General features: G+C 74.2%; 26 protein-coding genes and 1 pseudogene. 15 read left to right on the plus strand and 12 right to left on the minus strand.

What is annotated here, in order from left to right; all coding sequences use genetic code 11:
- Positions 1 to 9: 9 nt before the first annotated feature.
- Positions 10 to 204, plus strand: coding sequence for a hypothetical protein (locus ACZ3YO_RS10780; protein WP_465567578.1), 195 nt, complete (start codon positions 10 to 12; stop codon positions 202 to 204).
- 54 nt (positions 205 to 258) lie between these two features.
- Here the strand turns inward: ACZ3YO_RS10780 and ACZ3YO_RS10785 are convergent, their stop codons facing one another.
- A complete protein-coding gene (locus ACZ3YO_RS10785) occupies positions 259 to 2,988 on the minus strand; it encodes a lysylphosphatidylglycerol synthase domain-containing protein (RefSeq protein ID WP_465567581.1) in 2,730 nt (909 codons plus the stop codon).
- 61 nt (positions 2,989 to 3,049) lie between these two features.
- A complete protein-coding gene (locus ACZ3YO_RS10790) occupies positions 3,050 to 3,811 on the minus strand; it encodes an SDR family oxidoreductase (RefSeq protein ID WP_465567584.1) in 762 nt (253 codons plus the stop codon).
- Between the two features lie 166 nt (positions 3,812 to 3,977).
- On the opposite strand from ACZ3YO_RS10790, the gene ACZ3YO_RS10795 reads away from it, so the two are divergent.
- The 5 genes from ACZ3YO_RS10795 to ACZ3YO_RS10815 all read left to right on the plus strand — a co-directional run bounded on the left by ACZ3YO_RS10795 (position 3,978) and on the right by ACZ3YO_RS10815 (position 8,274).
- Positions 3,978 to 4,850, plus strand: a complete 873-nt coding sequence (locus ACZ3YO_RS10795; protein ID WP_465567587.1) for a helix-turn-helix transcriptional regulator — start codon at positions 3,978 to 3,980, stop codon at positions 4,848 to 4,850.
- Positions 4,851 to 4,922: 72 nt separating this feature from the next.
- Positions 4,923 to 5,189: a UBP-type zinc finger domain-containing protein gene (locus ACZ3YO_RS10800; RefSeq protein ID WP_396322012.1), complete on the plus strand. Its 267-nt coding sequence runs from the start codon at positions 4,923 to 4,925 to the stop codon at positions 5,187 to 5,189.
- 149 nt (positions 5,190 to 5,338) lie between these two features.
- On the plus strand, positions 5,339 to 5,605 hold the full coding sequence (locus ACZ3YO_RS10805) for a hypothetical protein (protein ID WP_396322011.1): 267 nt from the start codon (positions 5,339 to 5,341) through the stop codon (positions 5,603 to 5,605).
- A gap of 382 nt (positions 5,606 to 5,987) precedes the next feature.
- On the plus strand, positions 5,988 to 7,229 hold the full coding sequence (locus ACZ3YO_RS10810) for a serine hydrolase domain-containing protein (protein WP_465567590.1): 1,242 nt from the start codon (positions 5,988 to 5,990) through the stop codon (positions 7,227 to 7,229).
- Positions 7,230 to 7,299: 70 nt separating this feature from the next.
- Positions 7,300 to 8,274: a sigma-70 family RNA polymerase sigma factor gene (locus ACZ3YO_RS10815; RefSeq protein WP_465547700.1), complete on the plus strand. Its 975-nt coding sequence runs from the start codon at positions 7,300 to 7,302 to the stop codon at positions 8,272 to 8,274.
- On the opposite strand, the gene ACZ3YO_RS10820 is transcribed toward ACZ3YO_RS10815, so the two are convergent.
- Complete coding sequence (locus ACZ3YO_RS10820) at positions 8,185 to 8,523, minus strand: STAS domain-containing protein (protein WP_465567593.1); 339 nt, start codon at positions 8,521 to 8,523, stop codon at positions 8,185 to 8,187. The genes ACZ3YO_RS10815 and ACZ3YO_RS10820 overlap by 90 nt on opposite strands.
- A 92-nt stretch (positions 8,524 to 8,615) precedes the next feature.
- Here ACZ3YO_RS10820 and ACZ3YO_RS10825 point away from each other — a divergent pair, with 92 nt between their 5' ends.
- Positions 8,616 to 9,107, plus strand: coding sequence for an NUDIX domain-containing protein (locus tag ACZ3YO_RS10825; protein ID WP_465567596.1), 492 nt, complete (start codon positions 8,616 to 8,618; stop codon positions 9,105 to 9,107).
- 48 nt (positions 9,108 to 9,155) lie between these two features.
- Here ACZ3YO_RS10825 and ACZ3YO_RS10830 read toward each other — a convergent pair whose 3' ends face one another.
- The 4 genes from ACZ3YO_RS10830 to ACZ3YO_RS10845 form a co-directional block, all read right to left on the minus strand.
- The gene (locus tag ACZ3YO_RS10830) at positions 9,156 to 9,905 is read right to left on the minus strand and encodes a Clp protease N-terminal domain-containing protein (protein ID WP_465567598.1); all 750 of its coding nucleotides are present in this window, start codon (positions 9,903 to 9,905) and stop codon (positions 9,156 to 9,158) included.
- A 121-nt stretch (positions 9,906 to 10,026) separates the two neighbouring features.
- On the minus strand, positions 10,027 to 10,473 hold the full coding sequence (locus tag ACZ3YO_RS10835; protein ID WP_465567601.1) for a GNAT family N-acetyltransferase: 447 nt from the start codon (positions 10,471 to 10,473) through the stop codon (positions 10,027 to 10,029).
- A gap of 154 nt (positions 10,474 to 10,627) precedes the next feature.
- Positions 10,628 to 11,365 (minus strand): tyrosine-protein phosphatase, encoded by a 738-nt coding sequence (locus ACZ3YO_RS10840; protein WP_465567603.1) that lies wholly within the window; start codon positions 11,363 to 11,365, stop codon positions 10,628 to 10,630.
- A 134-nt stretch (positions 11,366 to 11,499) separates the two neighbouring features.
- Positions 11,500 to 12,252 (minus strand): VC0807 family protein, encoded by a 753-nt coding sequence (locus ACZ3YO_RS10845; RefSeq protein ID WP_465567606.1) that lies wholly within the window; start codon positions 12,250 to 12,252, stop codon positions 11,500 to 11,502.
- 915 nt (positions 12,253 to 13,167) lie between these two features.
- Between ACZ3YO_RS10845 and ACZ3YO_RS10850 the strand changes: the two genes are divergently transcribed.
- The 6 genes from ACZ3YO_RS10850 (at position 13,168) to ACZ3YO_RS10875 (ending at position 20,259) form a co-directional block, all read left to right on the plus strand.
- Positions 13,168 to 13,857, plus strand: a complete 690-nt coding sequence (locus ACZ3YO_RS10850; RefSeq protein WP_465567608.1) for an RNA polymerase sigma factor — start codon at positions 13,168 to 13,170, stop codon at positions 13,855 to 13,857.
- Positions 13,854 to 14,876 carry a hypothetical protein gene (locus ACZ3YO_RS10855; protein WP_465567611.1) on the plus strand — a complete coding sequence of 341 codons (1,023 nt, stop codon included), beginning with the start codon at positions 13,854 to 13,856 and terminating at the stop codon, positions 14,874 to 14,876. The genes ACZ3YO_RS10850 and ACZ3YO_RS10855 overlap by 4 nt, the downstream gene beginning before the upstream one ends.
- 289 nt (positions 14,877 to 15,165) lie before the next feature.
- Positions 15,166 to 15,780, plus strand: a complete 615-nt coding sequence (locus ACZ3YO_RS10860) for a hypothetical protein (protein ID WP_465567614.1) — start codon at positions 15,166 to 15,168, stop codon at positions 15,778 to 15,780.
- Between the two features lie 103 nt (positions 15,781 to 15,883).
- On the plus strand, positions 15,884 to 18,157 hold the full coding sequence (locus ACZ3YO_RS10865; protein WP_465567617.1) for a bifunctional polysaccharide deacetylase/glycosyltransferase family 2 protein: 2,274 nt from the start codon (positions 15,884 to 15,886) through the stop codon (positions 18,155 to 18,157).
- Between the two features lie 14 nt (positions 18,158 to 18,171).
- Positions 18,172 to 19,698, plus strand: coding sequence for a protein kinase domain-containing protein (locus tag ACZ3YO_RS10870; protein WP_465567620.1), 1,527 nt, complete (start codon positions 18,172 to 18,174; stop codon positions 19,696 to 19,698).
- Positions 19,699 to 19,752: 54 nt separating this feature from the next.
- The gene (locus ACZ3YO_RS10875; RefSeq protein ID WP_465567623.1) at positions 19,753 to 20,259 is read left to right on the plus strand and encodes an NUDIX domain-containing protein; all 507 of its coding nucleotides are present in this window, start codon (positions 19,753 to 19,755) and stop codon (positions 20,257 to 20,259) included.
- 72 nt (positions 20,260 to 20,331) lie between these two features.
- Here ACZ3YO_RS10875 and ACZ3YO_RS10880 read toward each other — a convergent pair whose 3' ends face one another.
- Positions 20,332 to 21,156: an SDR family NAD(P)-dependent oxidoreductase gene (locus ACZ3YO_RS10880; RefSeq protein ID WP_465567628.1), complete on the minus strand. Its 825-nt coding sequence runs from the start codon at positions 21,154 to 21,156 to the stop codon at positions 20,332 to 20,334.
- A gap of 164 nt (positions 21,157 to 21,320) precedes the next feature.
- Between ACZ3YO_RS10880 and ACZ3YO_RS10885 the strand changes: the two genes are divergently transcribed.
- Both ACZ3YO_RS10885 and ACZ3YO_RS10890 read left to right on the plus strand, forming a co-directional pair.
- Positions 21,321 to 22,217, plus strand: coding sequence for an immunity 49 family protein (locus ACZ3YO_RS10885; RefSeq protein ID WP_465567630.1), 897 nt, complete (start codon positions 21,321 to 21,323; stop codon positions 22,215 to 22,217).
- 100 nt (positions 22,218 to 22,317) lie between these two features.
- Complete coding sequence (locus tag ACZ3YO_RS10890) at positions 22,318 to 22,710, plus strand: VOC family protein (RefSeq protein ID WP_465567633.1); 393 nt, start codon at positions 22,318 to 22,320, stop codon at positions 22,708 to 22,710.
- A 122-nt stretch (positions 22,711 to 22,832) separates the two neighbouring features.
- On the opposite strand, the pseudogene ACZ3YO_RS10895 reads toward ACZ3YO_RS10890, so the two are convergent.
- The 4 genes and pseudogenes from ACZ3YO_RS10895 to ACZ3YO_RS10910 form a co-directional block, all read right to left on the minus strand.
- Positions 22,833 to 23,036: pseudogene (locus tag ACZ3YO_RS10895) on the minus strand (IS5/IS1182 family transposase); the annotation flags it as partial.
- A 115-nt stretch (positions 23,037 to 23,151) separates the two neighbouring features.
- On the minus strand, positions 23,152 to 23,355 hold the full coding sequence (locus ACZ3YO_RS10900; RefSeq protein WP_465567636.1) for a DUF397 domain-containing protein: 204 nt from the start codon (positions 23,353 to 23,355) through the stop codon (positions 23,152 to 23,154).
- Positions 23,356 to 23,426: 71 nt separating this feature from the next.
- Complete coding sequence (locus ACZ3YO_RS10905) at positions 23,427 to 23,630, minus strand: DUF397 domain-containing protein (RefSeq protein WP_465567639.1); 204 nt, start codon at positions 23,628 to 23,630, stop codon at positions 23,427 to 23,429.
- A complete protein-coding gene (locus tag ACZ3YO_RS10910) occupies positions 23,623 to 24,714 on the minus strand; it encodes a helix-turn-helix domain-containing protein (protein ID WP_465567642.1) in 1,092 nt (363 codons plus the stop codon). Before ACZ3YO_RS10910 ends, ACZ3YO_RS10905 begins: the two co-directional genes overlap by 8 nt.
- Between the last annotated feature and the right edge of the window lie 35 nt (positions 24,715 to 24,749).

Here is a 24,749-nt window from a genome sequence, read left to right on the forward strand (position 1 = left end):
ACGGATGCCATGCCGCAGAATCACGAGGACTACCTGGACGAGGTCGCCGAGGTGGTGGAGCCGGACGACGAGGACGAGGAGGGCGACGAGTACGACGAGCTGGCCGAGCGCCGCGCCCTCGGCGCCGACCCGGCCACCGAGGTCGCCGACGTCGCGGAACAGAGCCGGATCGTCCAGCTCGACGAGGACGAGTACCGGGAGTAGGGACGTGCCGGGGGTGGGCACGAACCGGGGGTGAGTGCGTGCCGGGGCGGGCGCCTAGAGAGCGCCGCGCCGCTGGAGCCAGGCGAACGCCGCCCAGCCCGGCAGCACCGGCAGGACGAGGGTCAGCAGGCGGAAGAGCGCGACCGCGGCCAGTGCGCCGCCCTCCTCCATCGACGCGGTGTGCTCCATCAGCGTCACCAGTGCGCTGTCCACGGCGCCGGCCCCGCCCGGGGTCGGCGCCGCGTTGCCGACCGCGTTGCCGATCAGGAAGACCACCGCCACCGAGGCGAAGGCCGGCTCCCGGCCGACCGCCCGGGCGCAGCAGTACAGGCACGCCACCAGGCAGAGCGAGACCAGCAGCTGCCCGGCGATGCCCACGGCCAGCCGCCGGGGGCTGCGCAGCAGCTCCAGCAGCCGGGGCAGCACCTCGGAGGTCAGCGGCCGCAGCCGGGCGGTCAGCCACCGCCGGGCCGCCGGCACGGCGGAGACCCCGGCCAGCAGCACCACTGCGCCGGCCAGGCCGCTGACCACGGCCGGCAGCGCGTCCAGCTCGGAGCCGCCGGGCTCCATGCCCAGCAGGTAGACGAAGGCGCCCAGCTGCAACAGGTGCAGCACCAGGCCGAAGAGCTGGCCCACGCCCACGCTGGACAGCGCCTGGGCGGTCGGGAGGCCGGCCCGCTGGAGGAAGCGCGTGTTCAGGGCCACCCCGCCGACCCCGCCGGGCGAGACCAGTTTCACGAAGGACCCGGCGAGCTGGGCGAGGACGGCGTGGCGGAAGTCCAGCCGCTCGGGGACGAAGCCGACGAAGCCCATCGCGGCCGTGAAGTGGCTGGCCGTCGCGGCCAGCAGGGCGAGCACCAGCCAGAGCGGGTCGGCGTCGGCCATGGTGGCGACCGGGTTCTGCTCGCTCGCGAAGAGCTGGGGCAGCAGCAGCCACCCGGCCACCACGCCGCCGCCGACGGCCAGCAGGGTGCGGGGACGCAGCCGCTCCAGCCTGACCGCCCGCACCGGCGCCTGCGGCCTGCTCCGGAGGACTTCGCCGCGGATGGCGTCCAGCAGCTCGACGTGCGGTGGCGGGGGAGCGGCGGCGCGGGTCGCCGCGGCCCCGGGACCGGCCGGGCCGGCGCGCCGGGCGGCCGCGTCGCGTTTGAGGGCGCTGCGGGTGGTGCGGGCGAGCGCGATGGGCTGGAGCAGCGGCAGGGCCGCGCCGACGGCGTCCGGGCCGAGGACGGCCACCGCGCTGCGCACGGCCCGCTCGGCGCCGGTGCGCAGGGCGAGGGTGGTGAGCAGCTGGGCGATGTCGCACTGCAGGACGAGTTCGCTCGCCGCGATGTCGCCGTCCGCGAGGTCGACCAGGTGCACCGCGCCGGTCTCGTCCACCAGCAGTGAGGAGGGGACGAGCGCGCGGTGCGAGATCTCGCGGCGCTGGAGCAGCGAGAGCTGGGTCCAGGCGTCGGAGAGGAGCGCGTCGGTCAGTTCGTCGTCGGCGAGCCGGTCCAGGGTGCGGCCGGGCAGGTACTCGTAGGCGACCAGGGCGGTGTCGCGGCCGAGTTCGACGGTGACGGCGATCCGGCGGGTCCGGACGCCGGCGGCGACGGCCGCGTACGAGACCAGCGCCTCGTGCTCCAGCCCGGTGCGCAGCGAGCGCAGGGCCCGCGGGTGCGGGGCGGTGCGCAGTCGCAGCCGGCGCCAGACGCGCTGGACCAGGGCGGCGGTGACGGCCTGGCGGTCGAGCAGCTGGACGTCGAGGTCGGGGCGGCCGGCCTCCTGGCGGACCAGGTAGCGGTCGGGGCCGGCCGGGCCGGCGCTGACCGGGCGCAGCCCCGCCCCGCGCAGGCTGCGCAGGAGCTCGGCGGGCCGGGGCCGGGGGTCGGGGGTGCCGACGGCGTAGCGGGTGCCGTGGGCGGTGGTCCAGCCGATCAGCAGGCCGAGCAGCACCGCGGTCGGGGTGGCGTACCCGGCGGCCAGTCCGGCGAGGCCGGAGACGGCGAGGAGGACCCGGGGGGCCCTGAGTTCGCGGGCTCCGGAGGCGGTGAGGAAGGCGAGGACCGGGGCGAGGTAGCCGTAGACCGGTTCGGTGTGGGCCGCGTAGCTGTAGACGGGCCCGGAGTGGGCGAGGCCGTCGACGGGCAGCGGCAGGGTGAGGGCGGTCAGCAGTGAGCGCGGGGCGGCACCGTCGACCCACAGGTCCAGGGCGAGCGAGACCCCGTAGGCGAGGACGGCGGCGAGCAGTCCGTCGCAGAGGTGCTGGAGGGTGCGCCTGCGGTCGGTCGCCGGGCTCAGGAGCCGGCGGACCGCCGAGTACGCCGGGACGAGCAGCAGGGCGGCGGTGGAGAGCCCTCCGGCGATCGCGGGGAGCGGGACCGGCACCAGCAGGACGGCCTGGGCGACGTCGGAGGCGATGCCGCTGGTCGTGGCGCGGGCGTACTCGGAGAGCAGCAGGGTGAGGGCGAAGGCGGTGAGGCCGACGAGGAGCCGGATCAGCGCGACCGGCTGGCGGATCCGGCCGGTGCCCGCCGGGCCGGTGCCGGTCGATCCGGTGCCCGCCGGGCCGGTGCCGGTCGATCCGGTGCCCGCCGGGCCGGTGTCGGACGATCCGGTGCCCGCCGGGCCGGTGCCCCCGGGGTGGGAGATGCCGGGGGCGCGGGTGTCCGGGCCGGAGGCATCCGCGGGGGGAGGGGTGTCCGGTATGTCCGGCGGAGCGCCGGGGCCTGCCTTCCCCGGTATGCCGCCCGCCCGGGCACCGCCGGTGTCGCTGTCCGTTCCCCCCGTTACAACCGCCACGGTTGGCATGCTCCCACGGCGCCGTCCGGGCCCGCCGGGGAACCCGGGCGGACGGCCCTCGTCAGGCCTGCCGGGTCGGCAGGGCGACCAGGTGGCGCAGGTTGACGTGCTGGGGGCGGGTGACGGTGTAGCCGATCAGGTCGGCGATGTCGTCGGAGGTCAGCGCGGGGATCGCGTCGAACATCCCGCCGAGCTGCTCGCGCAGCACCGGGTTGTCGATGTGCCCGCCCAGCTCGGTGTCGGTCAGCCCGGGCTCGATCGCGCTGACCCGGACGTCGCGCGGGCCCAGCTCGCTGCGGAGCGCGGCGGAGAGCTGGGTGAGTGCGGCCTTGGTGGCGCCGTAGACGGCGTAGTCGGGGAAGACGACGTGGGAGGCGATCGAGGAGACGTTGACCAGGTCGGCGGTCCGGCCCTCGGCGGCGGCCGCGGTGAGGTCGGCCGTGAAGGCGCGGACGATCCGCAGCGCGCCGGTGAGGTTGGTGTCGATCATGCGGGTCCACTCGTCGATCCGGCCGTCGGCGAGGGGGTTGGGCAGCATCACGCCGGCGTTGTTGACCACCAGGTCGACCGGGCCGTACGCGTCGTGGACGGCCTTGGCGGCGGCGTCCACCGATGCCTGGTCGGTGATGTCGGTGGTGACGGCGATCGCCCGGTCGCCGGCGGCGGTGATCTCGGCGGCCAGCGCGTCCAGCCGCTCGGTGCGGCGGGCCAGCAGAGCGACCCGGGCGCCGCCGGTGGCGAGGAGGCGGGCGGTGGCCTCGCCCATGCCGCTGGCGGCTCCGGTGACGACGGCGGTGCGGGTGGCGAGGGCGGGGTAGCTCATCGGGTGCTCCTGAGTGGTTCCGTCGGGCTGACGGGAGCAACTCTGCGCGCACCGCGGCCGGTCACCCAGGGCTGTGCCGCACCCGGGAAAGCCCTTCCTGGGAAAGCGCAACCTGGGAAAGCCAGTACCACCCTCACGGCGGCCCTCCCGGTCTACGCTGCCGGGCATGGAGAACACCGTCGGGGACTTCCTCCGCTCGCGCCGTGCCCGGATCCGGCCCGAGGAGGTGGGCCTGCCCTCGCACGGCCGCCGCCGGGTGCAGGGGCTGCGCCGCGAGGAGGTGGCCCAACTCGCCGGGGTCAGCGTCGACTACTACGTCCGGCTGGAGCAGGGCCGCGGCGGCAGCGCCTCGGACGCCGTGCTGGATGCGGTGGCGCGGGTGCTGGGGCTGGACGAGGTGGAGGCCGCGTACCTGCGGTCGCTGGCCCGTCCGGCCCGGCCGGCCGCCGCGCCGCGGGGCCGCCGGCAGGTTCGGGAGGGCACCCGGCTGCTGCTGGACCTGATGCCCGGGGTGCCGGCCTTCGTGCTCGGCCGCCGCATGGACGTGCTGGCCTGGAACGACCTCGGCGACGCCGTGAACGGCTTCTCCGCACGCTCGTCCGGCGAGGCCAACGCGGCCCGCCACACCTTCCTCGACCCGGCCGCCCGGGAGTTCTACCCGCAGTGGGAGGCGGTGGCGGCCGAGACCGTCGCCTACCTGCGGCTGGACGCCGGCCGGTACCCGCAGGACGCCCGGCTGGCCGCGCTGGTGGGCGAACTGTCGATGCGCAACGAGGACTTCCGGCGGCTGTGGGCGGACCACCAGGTGAAGCAGAAGACCCACGGCGTCAAGCTGATCCGCCATCGGCTGGTCGGTGAACTCGACTTCGGCTACGAGACGCTGGCCGTCAACGGCTCCCCCGACCAGTTGCTCGTCGTCTACACCGCTCCGCCCGGCTCTCCGACCGCGCAGAAGCTGGCCCTGCTGGGGAGCTGGACGGCGCAGGACGCCCCGGCCGGGGGAGCCCCGGCGCAGGACGCCCCGGCCGCCGCGGACTGACCCGGGGGAGTGTCCGACCTGCGGGGCGTGTCTTGGGCGGTGGGCCGGGGCGGCCGTCACTACCCTGCGTGCATGAGCGCCTGCGAAGACCTCACCGCGGCACCCCGGGACATCGAACCCCTCCCGCCGGCGGACGGCTGCGCCGACTGCCTGGCCCAGGGGCGCCGGGACTGGGTCCACCTGCGGGTCTGCCTGGACTGCGGCCACATCGGCTGCTGCGACTTCTCGCCGCAGCGGCACGCCACCGCGCACTTCCACAACAGCTCCCACCCGGTGATCCGCTCGTACGAGCCGGGGGAGGACTGGCGCTGGTGCTTCGTCCACGAGGTCATGGGCTGAGGGCGTCCTGGGGCGTACCCCCGAGGTTCCGGAACGGGCGAGGTGGCAGGGCGGCTGAGGTGTAGGGCGGCTAAAATCCGGACATAACGCCCGTGCGGTCCTCCCGGCCGGCGCTCGTTCGGCCGGTGGCCGCCGAAGGGAGGCCGACGATGACCAAGTCGATGCCGAGCAGCACCCACAAGCTCCGCCGGGGCACCCAGGAGCTGCTGGAACGCCGGGGCATGGCGATGAGCCCCAAGTCGCTGCCACCACGGCTGCGCACCAACGCGCCACCCGCGGCCAGCGCCGGGGCCGGCTCCGCCTTCCGGCACGGCGGCCGTGACGCCGAGGTGGCGGCGATGCACTCCGCCCCGGCGATGCACTCCGAACTGAAGGGCCACCGCCACCGCGGCGCGGAGAAGCACTCCGCGCACTGAACCACCGCACGCCTGAATCACCGTGCGCGCCCAACGTGCGCGCTGAATCACCGCACGCACTGGACCACCGCGCGCAGTGAGCCACTGCACGCAGTGAACGACTGCACGCAGGACCACGGTGCGTGCCGAAGCACTCCGCGCGGACAACCACCGCGCGCGCTGGACCACTCCGCGCGCCGGGCGGGACGCAGCCGTCGGGGGGGGGGGCCGAGCACGGGCCCCCCCCCCCGACGGCTGCCCGGGCGTCGGCCCCGGGATGACTCGGGGTCGGCTCCGGGGCGTCTGGGGGGCCGTCCCGGATGGCCCCCGCGCCGCACTCCAACAGACTCGTTCCCGGACAGAGCACGAGCCGCCGGACGAGCCACAGTTGGAGACCAGACCGATGAACACCGCTCAGCGCAACCGCCGTTGGACCGCCCTCGCCGTCTCGGGTGCCCTGCTGGCGGCCGTCGCGGCCGGCGCCGCGACGCCGGCCCTGGCCGCCGACCGGGCGCCGGGCAGCGCGAGTTCGGCCGACGACGCCGTCCGCCTGGCCGGTCCGCCCGACCGCGAGGCGCTGGCGAAGACGCTTGCCGGCCTGCCGGACGACGGCATCACCGGCGCGCTGGTCCGGGTCGACGGCAGGGGCGGCCGGTGGGCCGGCACGGCGGGCGACGTCCCGGCGGACGCCCGGTTCCGGATCGGCAGCATCTCCAAGGTCTTCACCGCCACCGTGGTGCTCCAGCTCGCCGCCGAGCGGAAGCTCGACCTGGACGGCACCGTTCAGCAGTACCTGCCCGGGCTCCTCCCGGCGTCCTACCCGCCGGTCACCGTCGGCCAGTTGCTCGACCACACCAGCGGTCTGCCGGGCGGTGGCGGCCTCACCTCCGGGGACGGCACCGAGAGCTGGTTCGCCGCCCACAAGGCCGACTCCTGGACGCCCGCCCAGGTGGTCGCGGACGCCGTCCGGCAGCCGATGGGCTTCGCGCCGGGCACCGCGCAGCAGTACAACGGCATCAACACCTTCGTCGCCGGGATGGTGGTCGAGAAGGTCACCGGCCACACCTTCGCCCGGGAGGTGCAGACCCGGATCGCCCGCCCGCTGGGCCTGCGCGACACCGTCGTCCCGGACCGCGACGACCTCACCCTGACCGGTCCGCACGCGCGGGTCTCCGTGGACGTCGGCGGCCCGCAGGGCCCGCGGCAGCTGGTGGACGTCACCGAGCAGAGCCCCTGGCCGTGGGCGGAGGGCGGCATGATCTCCTCCGCCGCCGACCTGGACCGGTTCATGACGGCGCTGCTCCGCGGCCGGCTGCTGCCGCCCGCCCAGCAGGCCGAGCTGTTCGACGTCCCGGACGTGCCCAACCACCGCAACAAGAACTGCGAGATCGGCCCGACCGCCGGTCACGCCTGCTTCTCCAAGGGCCTGATGAGCGCCACCCTGCCCAACGGCGTCGTGGTCTGGGGCAAGACCGGCTCCCGCCCCGGCTACACCAGTGGCGTCTTCGCCACCAAGGACCTGAGCCGCAAGGTGGTCTACTCGATCAACCCGACCGGCATCTCCGGCGCCGAGTTCCCGAAGATGTGGGAGATCGTGACGACCTCCTTCGGCTCCGGCCAGAAGTACGGGGACCAGCCGAAGTAGGGCCGTTGTCGGTGGGCTGCGGTACGTTCGTGCCGATCACTGGCGGTGTGGCGGACACGGGGGGCACGCGATGGCCGAGCTGATGACGGAGGAGCCGGTCGAGTTCCAGCTGGAGCGCCACCGGACGGAGCTGACCGGCTACTGCTACCGCATGCTCGGCTCGGTCTTCGAGGCCGAGGACGCGGTGCAGGAGACGATGATCCGCGCCTGGCGCGGTCACCGGGGCTTCGAGGGCCGGGCGGCGCTGCGCTCCTGGCTGTACCGGATCGCCACCAACGTCTGCCTGGACGCGCTGAACGGCCGCAACGGCCGGGCCCGTCCGATGGACCTGGCCGGCCCGTCCACCGTGGCCACCGCGACCGGGAACCAGTTGCCCGAGGTGACCTGGATCGGCCCGGCGCCGGACGGCCGGGTCCTGCCCGAGACGGGGGACCCTGCCGAGGTGGCCGCCCAGCGCGAGTCGGTGCGGCTGGCGTTCGTCGCCGCGCTCCAGCGGCTGGCGCCGCGGCAGCGGGCGGTGCTGATCCTGCGCGAGGTGCTCGGCTGGAGGGCCGCCGAGGTCGCCGAACTGCTCGGCGTCACCGTGGCGTCCGTCAACAGCGCGCTCCAGCGGGCGCGCTCGGTGCTCGCCGCGGACGCCTCGGCGGCCCGGCCGGCGCCCGTGCTGGACGAGGACCACCGGGCGCTGCTCTCCCGCTACGTCTCGGCCTTCGAGGCGTACGACATGGACGGGCTGGCGGCGCTGCTGCACGAGGACGTCACGCTCAACATGCCGCCGTACGAGCTGTGGCTGACCGGGCACGCCGACATCCGCGAGTGGATGCTCGGCCCGGGCCACGGGTGCCGGGGCTCGCGGCTGGTCCCGGTGGAGGCCAACGGCAGCCCGGCCTTCGGGCAGTACCGGCCGAGCCCGGAGGGCGGCCACGAGCCGTGGGCGCTGATCGTGCTGGAGGTGTCAGAGGGCCGGATCACCGGGCTCACCAACTTCCTCGACACCGACGTGCTCTTCCCGCTCTTCGGCCTCCCGCCCCGGCTGGACGGGTAGTCCGGGCTCGACCGGCAGCACGCCGGCCAGGCCGGTGAAGGCGAGCAGCTCCCGCAGGGGGCCGCCCGCGTTCGTCAGTACCACCCGCACGCCGTGCCGGGCGGCCGCGAGCCGGAGCCGGGCGAGCGCGTCGACGACGGTCAGGTCGGGGGCGGTGAGGGCGCCGACGTCGCAGGTCAGCAGTGGGTCGGACGGGGTCTTCGGGTTGGTGTTCACGGAGCTTGGACCGCCGCCGCGGGCGTAGCTCATCGGCCCGCCGGGAGATTCCCGCAAGAATTTCCGGCGGGAGCGATGCGTGGCACAGTGGGCGGCAGTTGCCCCTGCCCCGGAGGAGGACCGCCGTGACGGCCGAGCCGTTGAAGTCCAAGGAAGAGTGGCTGGCGTCCCTGCCGCGGATCTACGCGGCAGCCGGGTGCGTGCTGCGGGACGCCTCGGGGCGGATTCTGATCGTGAAGGCCGGCTACCGGGAGCACTGGCAGTTCCCGGGCGGCACCATCGACCTCGGCGAGGGGCCGGCCGAGTGCGCCGCGCGGGAGCTGACCGAGGAGACCGGGCTGGTGCGGCCGGCCGGTGACCTGCTGGCGATCTCCTGGACCCATCCCTCCGCCGAACTCGACCACCCGGCCGAGCACTTCCTCTTCGACTTCGGCACCGTCCCGGATGGCACCCCCGTGACCGTCCCGGCGGGTGAACTGGACGACTACCGCTGGGCCGGCGACGAGGAGGCACTCGAACTGCTCGGCCCGGCACGGTCCCTGCGGCTGCGGGCGGCGATGGAGGCGGCCGCCGACGGGCGGGTGCGGATCATCACCACCCAGGTGTCCGGCTTCTGACGACGGGCCCGAGGCCCCCGGTCGCGCCGGGGGCCTCGGGCGGGTCGGTCAGCCCTGCTCGGTGGCGCGCGCCGCGATGTACGCCGCGACGGCCTCCGAGGTGAAGGCCTCCGCCTCGGCCTTGTCCACGCCGAGGTCGGCGAGCGGGCCCGCACCGTTCTCCTGCTCCAGCAGTGCCAGCAGGATGTGCTCGGTGCCGACGTAGTTGTGCCCCAGCTTGAGCGCCTCGCGGAAGGTCAGCTCCAGCACCTTCTTGCCCTCGGCGTCGTAGGGGATCAGCCCGGGCGCCTCGCCGGAGGCGGCCGGAAGGGTCGCGGTGACCGCCGCCCGGACGGCGTCCGCGGTGAAGCCCTGGGCGGCCAGCGCCCGGACGGCCAGGCCCTCCGGCTCGGCGAGCAGGCCGAGCACGAGGTGCCCGGTGCCGATTTCGGTGTTGCCGGCTCGGCGGGCCTCCTCCTGCGACTCCATCACCACGTGCCGGGCCCGGGGGGTGAACCGGCTGAAGCCCTGGCTGGGGTCGAGGTCGGAGGGCGTGCCCGGGTCCTTGGGGACGAAGCGCTTCTGGGCGGCCTGCTTGGTGACGCCCATGCTGCGGCCGATGTCGGTCCAGGAGGCGCCGGAACGGCGGGCCTGGTCGACGAAGTGGCCGATCAGGTGGTCGGCCAGGTCGCCGAGGTGGTCGGCGGCGATGACCGCGTCGGAGAGCTGGTCGAGCGCGTCGCTGTGGACCTTCTTGATCGCGTCGATCAGGTCGTCGAGGCGCAGCGGAGTGGTCTGGGGGACGATGGGGTTCTCCATGCGTCAACCGTAGGTTGTCGACCCAAGGTGCGTCAACCATCGGTTGACGATGTTTCGAGTTGTGTTCCGAGGCGTGCCGCCCGGCGGCCGGCGCGTTTCCGGCGGTCGGACGACTCGCGGGTCAGAGGGCCAGCTTGAACCCGTCGTGGCTGCGCTCGAAGCCGAGCGAGGCGTAGAAGCGGTGTGCCTCGGTGCGGCGCTTGTTGCTGGTCAGCTGGACCAGCGTGCAGCCGCGGTCGCGGGCCCGCCCGACGGCCCGGGTCAGCAGCTCGCGCCCGAGGCCGGCGCCCCGGCGGTCGGCGCGCACGCGGACGGCCTCGACCAGCGCGCGCTCCTCGCCGTGCCGGCCGAGCCCGGGGATGTAGGTGAGCTGGAGGCAGCCGAGCACCGTGCCGTCGCCCTCGTCCAGGACCATCAGCTCGTTGCGGGCGTCCTCCTCCACGGCGGCGAAGGCGCGGGCGTAGGCCTCGTCGACCTGCACGGTGGCGGGGTCGATCACACGCTCCTCGTCGGCGAGCAGGGCGATGACGGCGGGCAGGTCCCGGCGGGTGGCGGTACGGAAGATCACGCCCGGAGTCTGCCAGAGCGGATCCGGCCCGCCGGGCCGGGGCCCGAGGGCCGGGCGGGGGCCTGTCGGTCGGGTCGGTTCCCGTCCGCCGGGCCGGATCCCGGCCCGCCGGAGGCTCGGGTGACCGGCCTCGGCCGTCGGCTCCGGTGGCGGGCTACGAGGGCAGCAGCCGGGCGCGGACGGCGGCGAGGTCGGCCGGGTCGACGCCGGCGGCGAGCAGGTACCCGGCCGGGTCGAAACCGTCGAGGGTGGCGTGCAGGGCGGCCTCGGCGGTGGTGCCGGCCTCGGCGAGCACCGCGTCGATCCGGAGGTGCTGGTCCGGCAGGCCGAGCATTCCGTACAGCGGGCGGACGTTGGGCGCGCTGAGCAGGTAGTCGGCGACGATCTCGGAGGGCTCGACGCCCGCGAGGGCGAGCAGCAGCAGGGCGGCGAGGCCGGTGCGGTCGCGGCCGGCGCCGCAGTGCACGACCAGCCCGCCGGGGCGGGCGCCGGCGATGGTGGTGACCAGTTCGGCGGCGGCGTGCGCGCAGTGGTCCAGGTAGGGGCGTAGGGCGAGCGGGGTGCCGTCCAGCCTCCCGTACGTCTCCCACCAGGCGGAGCCGGCCAGTTCGTCCAGGGGGACGCGGATCAGCTCGACGCCGTCGGGGAGGGGGAGGAGCGGCTTGTACTCATCGATGTTGCGCAGGTCGACGACGGTGCGTATGCCGTGGTCGAGGAGGGCGTCCCAGCCTTCGGCGGTGAGGCGGTCCAGGTTGTCGGCCCGGACGATCGCGCGGGGGGCGGTCCGGGCGCGGTCGGTGGTGCGGAGGCCGCCGAGGTCGCGGACGTTGAGGCAGCCGTCCCAGACCAGCGTGCGGTCCTCGGTGGTGGTCAGCGTGTGCGTCCGGCTCATCAGGATCCCCGTTTCTCGCGGGGGTCCGTTACCCCCTCGTTATATGAGGACTATCGGGATGGTCGGATGGTTCCTGAATTGTGCGACCAGGCGTCAGCAGCATTCCGGGAAAGCATTCCTCATGGATGATCAGGTCAGCAGGCGGTCGGCTCGGCGGCCTCGGTGCGCACCAGCTTCTCCATCGGGTCGGCGGCGGTCTGGCCGAGCACCGAGCCGGCGACGATCGCGCCGATCAGGAAGACGGTGGAGAGCCAGGCCATGGTCGACACCGGCAGGGTGAAGGCGCCGACCACACGGGCCACGCACTCGGTCAGCAGGGCGGCGCCCCAGATCCCCGAGAAGAGGCGCTCGTAGCGGCGGAACGTGCGGGAGCCGGCCGCCCGGCCGTCGGCCAGCCGCTGCCACGCGGCGGAGCGGGCCCGGTCGCCCTTGGTCAGGAAGGGCATCAGCATCGGCGACATCAGCGGCCGGCCGATCAGCGCGGAGAAGAGGATCGCCAGCGCGAGGCTGCCGCTGAGCGCGCCGTCCTTGGCGAGCATCAGCCGGGCGTCGCCGGTGACGGTGGTGAGCGCCAGGCCCACGAGGTTGACGCCGAGCATCATCGACGCCCACAGGTTGAGCTTCCGCTCGCGGACCAGGCCGACGACGGTCCGGGCGGCCGGGACGGCGCCGCTCCAGGCGAGGGCGGCGAACTCGCTCATGCCGAACGCGGAGTGCAGCAGGTAGTAGCCGGCCAGCGGGGCGGCGACGTCCAGGGCGAGCGGGCGGAGGCCGGCGGCGACCGGGTTCGGCGCCTTGGCGGTCTCCCGGGTGGCGGCCGGGGCGGTGGCGGTGCTGGCGGCGGTGGTGGCAGTGGTGGCGGCGGGTGCGCTGAGGGTCTGGCTCATGGTGGGTTCCTCCCCGGACTGGCTGGTCGGCCTGCGGGCGGTGCCCGCGTCGTGCCTCCAGTATTCCGGGCCGACCCTCCGTCAGAGCAGTGTCGTCCGTTGCGGGATCCGCATGACGGTTGTCACGGTCCGCGTCATGACAGCGCCGCCGGCCTGCGCGTTCACCCGTGGTCGGGGTCGAAGGCCCAGAGCTCGCGGCCGAGCGTGTCCCGGCAGTGCACCGCGTGGAAGCGCTCGTCCCGCACGGAGGGGAGGCGTGCGCGACGCCCTTCAGGACCGTCCGCGCGACCGCGTCCGCCCGGGTCCGGGCGCCGTGACCCGGCGTGCCGGTGGTCACCCCTTCGGGTCGGGTCGTGGCGGTGGCAGCAGGGTGCGGCCGCGCCTCGGGGACCGACGGCGGTCGCGCTGGCGGCCCGGGCACGGGCCGTGCGCGGCCGTGCCGGGCCGGCCTGGGTATGGGTCCGTGCACGGGGCCGGGCACCGGCCGGCCCCCGTCGGCGGCGGGGCCGCACGGTCCGCCGAGGCCGGTGGGGCGGGTCGGTCCGGCGGGGTCGGTCCGGGCTGCTTCGCCCACCTGCAACGTGGGCAGGAGGGGACCGGCCGGGCTGCGGGCGAAGGCCGGTGACCCGCGGGACCTTGGGCCCGGCACGGTGCCGCCCCTGGTCCGGAACGGCCGGCGGCCCGGCGCGGTGACGGCCTGGAACGGCCCGGTCACGGGGCGCCGCAGCCGCCCGGCCGAATCGGAGCCGGTCGCCCGGATGGCGCATGATGTGGCGGGTGCAGAGTGCAGATCGCCCGGGAGCGGGCACCGACAGCGCCGTCGGCCGGTCCGGACCGGTACCGACGTCGGGCCCCCCGCCCGGCCCCCCGTCCGCCCCGTCCCCGGGGACCGCTCCCGCCGACCTGTCGGCGGCGGTGAGAGCCGCGCAGGACGGCGACGAGGAGGCGTTCCGGCTGCTGTTCCGCAGCGTGCAGCCGGGCCTGCTGCGCTATCTGCGGGTGCTGGTCGGCGGCCGCCCCGAGGACGCCCAGGACGCCGAGGACATCGCCTCCGAGACCTGGCTGCAGATCGCCCGCGACCTGCAGGCCTTCTCCGGCGACGGGGACGGTTTCCGCGGCTGGGCCGCGACCATCGCCCGCAACCGCGCGCTGGACCACCTGCGCGCCCGGCGCCGCAGACCGGTCGCCGACCTTCCGTTCGAGTACCTCTCCGAGCTGGCCGCCGGGGACGACACGGCCGGCGCGGCGCTGGCCTCCGTCGGCACGGCGGACGCGCTGGCCCTGATCTCCCGGCTTCCCCGCGACCAGGCCGAGGCGGTGCTGCTGCGGGTGGTGATGGAGCTGGACGCGGAGAGCGCCGCGCGGGTGCTCGGCAAGAGGTCCGGCAGCGTGCGGATGGCCGCGCACCGGGGGCTGCGCCGGCTGGCCAAGGTACTGGAGCAGTCCGTCGTGGCGGGCGTGGGGATTCCGGCGCAGCAGCCGCCGGCCGGGTCGTCCGGGCAGCCGACCCGACCGGTGGCGGGGCACGTCGGAAAGGACGAGAAAAAAATTCCTCCGCAGGGTGTGACAGAACGCCGGGCCGCGACGCTGAAGGACATGAGATGAGCACCAACCGATCCCGTCGGATCGACCGCGACACGGCCGAGCAGTTGCTCGGCGGCGCCGTGGGCGGACCGTCGGCCGGGCAGGACGCCTCGCTCACCGGACCGGACGCCGGCACGGGGGTCGCCCACGTGCTGGCCGCCGCGGCCGCCCCCGCGGCGGCGGGCGAACTGGCCGGGGAGGAGGCCGCCCTGGCCGCGTTCCGGGAGGCCCGTCTCGCGCCTGTTCCTGCCGTACCCGCCGCACCCGCACCCGTCCGGAGACGATCGATGGCAACCGCCGCGCTGGCCAGGGCCTTCAGCACGAAGGCCGTTGCCGTCGTGCTCGGAGCCACGGCGCTCGGCGGTGTGGCGGTCGCGGCCGGCACGGGCAACCTGCCGTCCGCACTCGGCGGCGGGTCGGGCGGGCTGGACCGGTCGCGGGTCGTCGCGCCCGTCACCGGCACGTCCGCCGCTCCGGGGACGGGCTCCGGCACGCCGGGCAGCTCGGCGGGGCGCCCCTCCGCCGGCCCGTCGACAGGCGGTCCGTCCGCTGGTGGCCCAGCCCTGGGCGGTCCGTCCACCGGTGGGTCGCCGTCCGCGGGCGCGTCCGCCGGGCCGGGGAAGCCCTCGGCGCCGGGCGCGTCGTCCCCCGCGGAGACCCGGGGCGGCCAGCTCCAGGCGGCGCTGGTCACCCTCTGCCGCGGGTTCACCGACCGGACGGGCAAGGGCGAGCGCCCGCGCCTGCTGGTCGCGGACCCGCAGTTCGGCGCACTGGTCGCGGCGGCCGGCGGTCCGGACAAGGTGGAGGACTACTGCGGGGAGGTGCTCCGGCGATTGAGCGACGACGACCGCCAGAGCACCACCCCGAAGCCCCGCAGCAGCGACGGCGGCGGCTCCGGTGGCGGCGACGGGAAGAGCGGCGGTACCGGTACCAAGGGCAGCACGAGCACCCCGGCGCTGCCCGTCGTACCGACGCTCCCCGACGTCCGCCCGAAGCCGGACCGCACGGACAGCTCCACCGACCCCTCACCCAAGAGGTAACGCCCCCAAGAACTCCGGATGGGCGGCGAGCGAATCCCCCCGGGCTCGCCGCCCATCCGGACCGGACCACCCGCTCCACCCGGCAGTACCAGCAGTACCAGCACCACCCGCAGACTCCGGGTGGCCGGTCGGCTCCCCCGTGCCAACCGTCCACCCGGCCGGCCCCGGCCGGACCGGCAGGCGCACCCCGGACGCGCCACCGGCCCGGCCGGGACCAACCCCTGCGGCCCGCCCGCCCGCAGTCGGGCGGGCCGCGCCCCGCACCACCAGACCAGACCTGGACCCGACCGTGACCGTCACCTTGTACGACCACGAGCCGGCGGCCGGGGATCCGCTGCCCGGTTCCCCGGCCGCCTTTCCTTCCGGAGAGGCCGCCGAGACCACCGTCGCCCCGGTGTTCGTGGACTCCTCCGGCCGCCGCCAGCGGCGGGTCCGCAGGCTCGGCCTGCTGCTCGCCGTCCCGGCCGCCGGTTACCTGGCGCTGCTGGCCAGCACGGTGCTCGGCGGCCCGACCGTCAGCGCGCCGTTCCTGCCGCTGCCGCCCGGGCCGAGCGCCGCGCCCGAACCGGCCGACCCGGCGCCGTCCCCGGTGCCGACGATCACCGGCACGCCCGGGCCGGACAGCGTGCAGCCCGGGACGGTGCGGCCGACGGCGGCCGACCACCGCACGGCTGTCCCGGTGGCGGCCACCCCGCGGCCGTCCGGCCCGGAGGCCGGACCGTCCACGCCGCCGCCCGCCTCCGCGTCCGCCACGCCGGGCGGCAACAGCGGGAACGGCGCCGGCAACGGGGGCGGCAGCGCGGGGGGAGCCACCCCCACCCCCGGTCACGGCCGCCCCACCGACGCGCCGGGCAACTCCGGCAACGCGGGCGGCAAGCCCGGCAAGCCCTCACCGACGCCCTGACGGCGGACTCCCGACCCCCGCCGTGGCCTGCGCGGAGCTTCGTGAAGCTCCGCGCACCCGGCCGTCGGAGTCCCCGGACCGGGCCCCTCCCGAAAGCGCCCCCGTGAGCACCTCCCGCCGTCGAAGAACCGGCCGTCCCGGTCCCGCCCCCGCCCCGCAGGCCCGCCGCGGCCGGCGCGGCGTCGTCCGTCAGGGCCCGCTGCGCACCCACTGGCTGCTGCTGACCGCGCTGCTGCTCACCCTCGGCGCCACCCTGCTGATCCAGGGCTACACCCAGCACCTCTACGACCACCGCCCCGACCAGGCCGCCCGCCAGGCAGGCTCGGAGGCCGTCCCCGAGCAGGTCCGCACGGGCGGCCCGGTGATCGACGCGGCCGGCCCGCAGCCGCGCACCGCCATGCCCAAGCCCGGCACCGTCGCGCTGACCTTCGACGACGGCCCGGACCCCCGCTGGACCCCGGAGATCCTGGACACCCTGCGCCGCAACGGCGTGCACGCCACCTTCTTCGTGGTCGGCACCCAGGCCGCCGCCCACCCCGACCTGGTCCGCCGGATCGTCGCCGAGGGCCACCAGCTGGGCGTGCACACCTTCACCCACACCGACCTCGGTTCCCAGCCCGCCTGGCGTCGTTCGCTGGAGCTGCGGGAGTCCCAGCTGACCCTGGCCGGTGCCGCCGGGGTTACCAGCTCACTGCTGCGCCCGCCGTACGCGTCCACCGCCGACGCCCTGGACGACCCGGCCTGGTCCGCCGTCCGGCAGGCCGGCCGCGAGGGCTACCTCACCGTGCTCACCACCCGGGACAGCGAGGACTGGCGCCGCCCGGGCATCGCGTCCATCGTGAACACGGTCATCGGCGAGCCCGGCAACCGGCAGGGCCAGATCGTGCTGATGCACGACGCGGGCGGCGACCGCATGCAGACCGTCGCCGCGCTGGACGGCCTGCTGCCCCAGATGAAGGGGCTCGGCTACCGCTTCACCACCGTCAGCGAGTCGGTCGGCCTGCCCGACCCGGTCCACCCGGCCACCGGGGCCGAGCACTGGCAGGGCCTGGCCCTGATCCAGGTCCTGCGGACCGGCGACTGGACGCTGACCGTCCTGGGCTGGCTGCTCTACGCGGCGGGCGCGGTCAGCGTGCTGCGCGCGGCCGCCGTCCTGGTCGCCGCCCGCCGGCACAAGAAGCTGCGCCGCCGGCGGCCGTGGGGCCCGCCGGTCACCGAGCCGGTCAGCGTGATCGTGCCCGCCTACAACGAGTCGGCCGGCATCGAGGCCGCCGTCCGCTCACTGCTCGCCTCCGACCACCCGGTCGAGATCATCGTGGTCGACGACGGCTCGACCGACGGCACCGCCGACCTGGTGGAGTCGCTGGACCTGCCCTACGTCCGGGTGATCCGGCAGGAGAACGCGGGCAAGCCGGCCGCGCTCAACACCGGTATCGCCGCCGCCCGCGCCGAGCTGCTGGTGATGGTCGACGGTGACACCGTCTTCGAGCCGGACGCCGTCCGGATGCTGGTGCAGCCCTTCGCCGACCCGTCGGTGGGTGCCGTCTCCGGCAATGCCAAGGTGGTCAACCGGGGCGGACTGCTCGGCCGCTGGCAGCACATCGAGTACGTGGTCGGCTTCAACCTGGACCGCCGGCTCTTCGACCTCGCCGAGTGCATGCCCACCGTTCCGGGCGCGGTCGGCGCCTTCCGGCGCTCGGCGGTGCTCGCGGTCGGCGGTGTCGGCGACGAGACACTGGCCGAGGACACCGACCTGACCATGGCCCTCTGCCGGGACGGCTGGCGGGTCGTGTACGAGGAGCGCGCCAAGGCCTGGACGGAGGCACCGGCCTCGCTGAGCGCGCTCTGGCGGCAGCGCTACCGCTGGTGCTACGGCACCCTTCAGGCGATGTGGAAGCACCGCGGCGCGCTCCGGCAGCACGGGCAGGCCGGCAAGTTGGGACGGCGCGGTCTCGGCTACCTCCTGATGTTCCAGGTGCTGCTGCCGCTTCTCGCCCCCGTGGTGGACGTTTTCGCGCTGTACGGGCTGGCCTTCCTCGACCCGCTGCGGATCGTCGGCCTCTGGCTGGCGTTCCTGCTGGTCCAGCTGCTGATGGGCGTCTACGCCTTCCGGCTGGACAAGGAGCGTCTCGGCCCGCTGTGGAGCCTGCCCCTCCAGCAGTTCGTCTACCGGCAGCTGATGTACCTGGTGGTGATCCAGTCGGTCTTCACCGCGGTGGCCGGCTCCCGGCTGCGCTGGCAGCGGATGCAGCGGTACGGCAGCCTGCGGGTGCCGGCCGTCTCCGCCGGGGTCGATGCTCCGCCGGAGCCCGTGGGGACAGGGGGCTATCGTGCACAGGTGCACGAGGCGGTCCGGGACCCCGGGCAGGGCACGTGAGGGGAGCGGTTCCAGTGATCGGACGGGCGCTTAACGGGCGTTACGAACTCGTCGAGATACTCGGCGTCGGCGGCATGGCCACCGTCTGGCGGGGCGTGGACCACGTGCTGGGCCGCCAGGTGGCCGTCAAGGTCCTCAACGGGGGCCTCGCCGACGACCCGCGCTTCGCCGAGCGGTTCGGCCGCGAGGCGCAGCACGCCGCGATGCTGGTGCACCCGAGGATCGTCATGGTCTTCGACTCCGGCGTGGACCAGGGCTCGCCGTACATCGTCATGGAGCTGGTGAACGGCCGGTCGCTGGCCACCGTGCTCACCCAGCAGCCCGGCCTGCCGGTGGAGCGGGCGGTCGGCATCGCGGCGGCCGTCTGCGAGGCGCTGACCGTCGCGCACGGCGCCGGCCTGGTGCACCGCGACATCAAGCCCGGCAACATCATGATCACCGACGACGGCGGGGTGAAGGTCGTCGACTTCGGCATCGCCCGGGCCGGCTCCTCCCACAACCTCACCCAGACCGCTTCGGTGCTGGGTACGGCGGCCTACCTCTCGCCCGAGCAGGCCACGGCGTCCGAGCTGGACGGACGCACCGACCTCTACGCGGTCGGCTGCGTGCTGACCGAGATGCTCACCGGCGCCACCCCGTTCACCGCCGAGACCCCGGTGGCGATCGCGTTCAAGCACGTCAGCGAGCAGCCGCTGCCGCCCTCCGCGAGACGGGCGGGCGTGCCGGCGGCGCTGGACGCCGCAGTGCTGCGGCTGCTCGCCAAGAACCCGGCCGACCGGCCGGCCGACGCGGCGGCGGCCCGGTCCGAACTGCTCTCCTGCATACCCGGGCTGGTGGTCGGCGACCCGACCGGCGAACTCCTCGCGACCGCCTCGGCCGGTCAGGCCACCCAGCTCCTGCCGCCCGTCCCGGTGCAGCCGGTGGCGGCCACCTCGGTGATGGCGCCCGTCCCGTCGCGGCCGCCGTTCCACGCCGAGCCGCTGCCCGCGCCCGCCCGGGAGAGCCGCCGCAAGCCGCTGGTCTTCGGCGCGCTCGGCCTGGTGGGGGTCGCGGGTGCCGCGATGCTCGCGCTCACCGCATTCGACGACCCGGGCACCTCGGCCGCCGCCCCTCCCGCCGCCACCAAGCCCTCCCAGACCGCGTCGGCCGCCCCGGTGTCCACGCCCGCCGCGACCACCCCCGCACCCACCACCCCGGCCGCGCTCCCGACCCCGTCGGCCACCTCCACCCCCACCCCGCCGCGCGGCCAGGCCGCGGCCGCGCAGCTGAACGCCCTGCGCCAGGCCGTCGCCCAGGCCCAGATCGCCAAGGAGCGCGACCGCCAGGTCGACCTGCTGCACACCCTCGACGACGCCTCCGCCCGCCTCAACCAGGGCCAACCGGATGACGCGGTGCAGGAGTTGAAGAACGCCCAGAAGATCGTCCGGGACATGGCGAAGAAGCACGCCATCGACGCTCTGACGTCCGCGAACTGGAACACCCGGCTCGGCGTCCTGATCACCTCCCTCAACGCGGCGGCCGACCACAACCAGAACGACTGAACGCGGACCTCTGCTTCGGTGCGTCCTGTCGGACCTGCCCGGTACGGTCGGCAGGTGACACGCGAAGAAATGGAGTGGGCCGCCGCCGACGCCCGCCTTGCTGCCGTCGAACTCGGTGACGTCCAGGCCTGGTTGGCAGCCGCCGGCCCGGAGCCGGCGGGCCCGCTCGGTGCCGAGGTCTGGGTCTTCGACCGGCAGCTCAGCCGCGTCCTGCTGGTGCGGCACCGTTGGCGGGGCTGGGTCCCACCGGGTGGCCAGGTCGAGCCGGGCGAGACGCCCCGCGCCGCCGCCCGCCGAGAACTCCTCGAAGAGGCCGGTCTGCGCACCGAGTTGCTCCACCGGCCGGCCCTGGCGGCCGTTCGCTCCTATCACCCCGGCGCCCCCGCCACACTGAGCCTGTCCTACGTCGCGGTCGTGGACGCGGCGGTTCCCCTGGTGGCGGAGGAGGGCCAACCGGCGGCCTGGACGCCCCTGGACGAGGAGTGGGAGAGCTGCTTCCCCGGTGACCGGGAGCGAATGCGCCGGCACGCCGGGTGGATCACCCAGGGCGCCACCGGGTGACCGTCCGGCCGGGGAGTGGGAAGTCGGCCGGTCCGACTTCCCGCTCCCCGGCCGGTGCCGGGCGGGTGGCCATCAGCCCGCAGCGCGGCTGGTGGCCTCCCAGCCGGCCCAGTCCGCCTTGCGCCGGTCGGCGGCGTCCTGGGCGACGTCGTACATGGCGCTGCCGAGGACGAGGCGCAGGGGTGGCTGGTCGCTGTCGACGAGGGCGAGGACGGCGTCGGCGGCCTTGGCCGGGTCGGCGTCCTCGGCGTCGCCCCACATCTCGGCGAGGGCGGTGTGCAGGGGCTCGTAGGCCTCGTGGCGGGGCTGGGTGCGCATGGTGGTGTAGAGGTCGGTGGCGTAGCCGCCGGGTTCGACGATGGTGACCTTGATGCCGAACGGCGCGACCTCCTGGGCGAGTGCCTCGGTCATGCCTTCCAGCGCCCACTTGCCGGCGCTGTAGAGCCCGGTGGTGGCGAAGCCGATGATGCCGCCGACGCTGGAGATCTGGATGATGTGGCCGCTCCGTCGGGCCCGCAGGTGGGGGAGGACGGCCTGGGTGACCCAGAGGGCGCCGAAGAAGTTGGTTTCGAGCTGGGCGCGGGCGTCGGTCTCGGTGAACTCCTCGACGGTTCCGCTGGTCATGATGCCGGCGTTGTTGACGACGACGTCGATGCGGCCGAAGGCGGCGGCGGCCTTGTCGACGGTGGCCGCGACGGCTTCGCGGTCGGTGACGTCGAGGGGGAGGACGACGAGCCGGCCGGGGTGTTCGGCGAGGGTCGGGTCGAGGAGGGCGGTGCGGCGGGCGGTGGCCACGACCCGGTCGCCGGCGGCGAGCGCGGCGCGGGTGAAGGCGAGGCCGAGGCCGCTGGACGCGCCGGTGACGAACCAGACGCGGTCGGTGGTGTTTCGAGTCATCGCGATGGCCTCTCGGTCTCTGCCCACTGATTGAACGAGACGGTTCGTCTCGTGAGCTCCACTATGGATCACTCGGGAGTGATCGTCAAGACGAGACGGTTCGTCTCGTGGACCCTCCTGTTAGCGTCGTGACCGGCTTTGACGATCACGGGAGGGGAGCGGACGTGCAGGAAGTGACGCGTCACCAGGTGGGCGAGGAGCGCATCGCCGCGGCCCTGGAGGGCATCAGGGGCCGGGCCTTCGGCCGCTGGCACGGGCTGCGCTACGACAGCCTCTCGCTGAAGCGGATGCGCGAGATGGGCGGCGAGCTCCTCGACCACGCCGCCGCGTGCACCCTGGAGGACCCCGCGCTCGACGGTGCCCCCGCCCGGCTGGCCCTGCGGACCGCGGCGGAGTGCAGCCTCGGGGTGCTGAGCCTCGGGGCCTTCCCCGAGGGCGACTTCGAGGTCGTCCTCCCGCTCGTCGACCAGAGGCTCTCCAGCGAGACCTTCGCCTTCGGGGACGCCGTGGACGAGGCGCCCACCGCGCGGACCTGGGTGGACGCGTTCGCGATGGCTGTGATCACCGGCCTGCTCCGGGAGCCGGCGCGGCTGGTCGGCCCGCTGCTCAAGGAGGACTACGCGCCGGCGATCCGCGACGGGGTGCCGTACTCGCGGCTGGAGTCGGTCTCCGACCCGGCCGACCTCGCCGAGATGGACGCGTTCTGCGCGTACCTGCCCGACCTGGCGGGCACCTGGCCCCGGTCGCGGATCGCGTCCGAACCCCTGGTCAAGCCGGCCGCCGACACGCGCGCGGAGGCGGCCCGTCGGCTGGACGCGGCCTGTGTGCTCACCCCCGACCAGCGGCTGCTGCGCGTCCTCCTCGACGACGACCGGCCGGCCTTCGACCAGGCCCTGGCCGACCGTCTCCGCCGGCACCGCGAGGAGGCCGGCCCCGACCCGGAGCCGGGGAGCCTGCTGCCGGTCGGCGCGATCGCGCTGGCCGCCGTCGCCGTCCAGACGTGCGGCTGGTCGCTCGGCGTCCGCTCCGGCTACCTCCCGGAGGGGCTCATCCGGGCCTGACGGCCGCCGCGGGCGGAAATCGCCGGCCGTCCGCTGTCACATCTCCCCGTTCCGGTCCGTCGGTGCTTTGACCAGGCGCCAATGAGCGAGGGAGACACGGATGTTGAAGAACCTGATGTACGTGGCCGTCTACGTGACCGACCAGGACCGGGCCCTGGCCTTCTACACGGAGGGCCTCGGGCTGAACAAGCGCATCGACTACCCGGGCCCCGACGGCCGCTTCCTGACGGTCGCCGCGGGCGACGACCCGGTCGAGATCATCCTGTGGTCCGGCGGCTCGGGACAGGGTCCGGTGGTCGAGGCCGAAGGGGCGGTCGTCGTGGGTTCGGTCTTCATCGAATCCGACGACCTGGAGGCGGAGTTCAAGGTGCTCCAGGCGCGCGGCGTCCGGTTCGTCGAGCCCGGGCCGGTGCACTACCCCTACGGCGTCCGCATCACGGCGCTCGACCCCGACGGCAACCGGGTCGAACTCCGCCAGCGGAACCAGGGCTGACACAGTGGCAGCAGGCCACGGGACGGCGGCGGCACCGTCCCGTGGCCGGCGGCCGCCCGGCACTCCGGCCCGGACTGCATCAGGATGCGCCGGACCCGGCTGATCTGCTCCGAGATGGCTTCTCATCTGCAGAGTCTGCGGTGGCAGATGAGGGCTGCGGCAATGCTGGCGAAGGCCGCGAAGTGGTCGGCCTCGCGTTCGTAACGGCGGTGGAGCCGACGGATGCCGCCGAGCCGGGCGACAGTGCGATCGATCACCCATCGGTGCCGACCGAGGCGCTGGGAGGACTCGACGCCTCGGCGGGCGATGCGGGGCGGGAGCTGCCGATCTGAGTGGGGGGCTGATGGCGGCGCTCATAGTGGCGCGGTGTCCTGATGCCGTCGGGCCCGGTGATTCAGCTGGAAGCGGTCCCCTCGCTCGGGTGAGCGAGGAGCCGTTCGGTCATGTGGTGGGGGCGGCGTGGTGGTCGAACTCGCCGGCCTTGATGCCTTGGAGGAGTGCGGCAAACTTGGTGGGGGTGGTGCGGACGATGACGTCGGCGTCGTCGGATTCGCGGAGGTCGACCAGCCCGGCGACGGTTCGCACCTCGACGCACTCGTCGTTCGCGCTGGAGTAGCTGGACTTCTGCCATACGGAACCAGTCACGATTGCTCGCCACTTCTTTCCGGCCACCGGTGCTTTCGGCTCCTCGCTCGGTTGAGCGAGGAGCCGTTCGGTCATGTGGTGGGGGCGGCGTGGTGGTCGAACTCGCCGGCCTTGATGCCTTGGAGGAGTGCGGCGAACTTGGTGGGGGTGGTGCGGACGATGACGTCGGCGTCGTCGGACTCGCGGAGGTCGACCAGCCCGCCAGTGGTGCGTACCTCGACACAGTTGTCACTGGCGCCGGAGTAGCTGGACTTCTGCCAGGTGGAGCTAGGCATGCTTACTTTCCATTTCCTTCTTGATGGAACGGATGAAGTCCCGGGAGTCCTCCTCGGAAAAGGCACTTGATGTCATCCGTTCGAGGAGGGCGCGAAACCGTGCGAGGTGGGCTGGGGAGTCGAAGAGCTGAATGCCGTGGCCCGTGTCCATCTGGGCGGCGTCCAGTTCGGTAACTGGTCCACCGGCATAGGTGAAGTTCTCGCTGGGGCTAGGGACTGCATCGGCATGAAACGGAACCACCCGAACCGAGATGCTCGGGATCTCGGAGTCTTCGATGAGAGCGTCGAGTTGCCCGGTGACAGTCTTCGGGCCGCTGAACTCCATGCGCAGCGCCGCCTCATGGATGAAGGCCGAGTACGGCGTCGCTCCGGACCGCACCACGCGCTGTCGCTGCATGCGGAAGGCCGTTCTGAGATCGACCTCATGGCGCGCCAGTGGTGGGTACGCCTGGGCGAAAAGCGCTGATGCGTAAGCGCCGGTCTGGAGCAGCCCGGGGATGAACGTGGTCGTGTACGTGGAGAGCGTCCGTGCGTGGCCTTCGAGCTCCGCGACCTCAAGAAAGTCAGTCGTCAGAGTCTCGCGGTACTCCTCCCACCAGCCCGCCTTCCCGCGATCCGTGATGATCTCGGCGAGGGCATCGAGCAGTGGCTGGTTGACGCACATGCACGTCGCGGCGATGGTGCGCAGGCGCTCCACACTGATGCCGATCTTTCCTGACTCCATCTGCGTTACCTGGGCTGGGTTCATCCCGACGGCTCGGCCGAGCTGGCTCCCGCCGAAGCCCGCCTGCTCACGCATCCTTCGCAGCTCAACGCCCAGCCGTCGTTGACGGAGTGTTGGGTTCGTGCGGGCCATGAGTTCCTTCCGGGGCAAGGGTGGTCCCAGTCTGCCGCGCTGGTTGCGCGTGGGTCCATCCAGTCCCGTCATTGCCACGTTAGAGGGAATATTCAGAATCCATGGAAAAGTTACCATGATCATGCGATACGGTCGCCTCAGATCGATCCGATGGATCGTCAGTAACGCCTGTTTCCAGGGCAGTAGGCGCCTGCTGCCCGCGCACCGCAGAGCAGCCACGCGTGGCATCAACCAGCTCCGCCCTGGCCTGGCTCACGGCGACG

The sequence above is a fragment of the Kitasatospora sp. NPDC022785 genome (assembly GCF_055561295.1).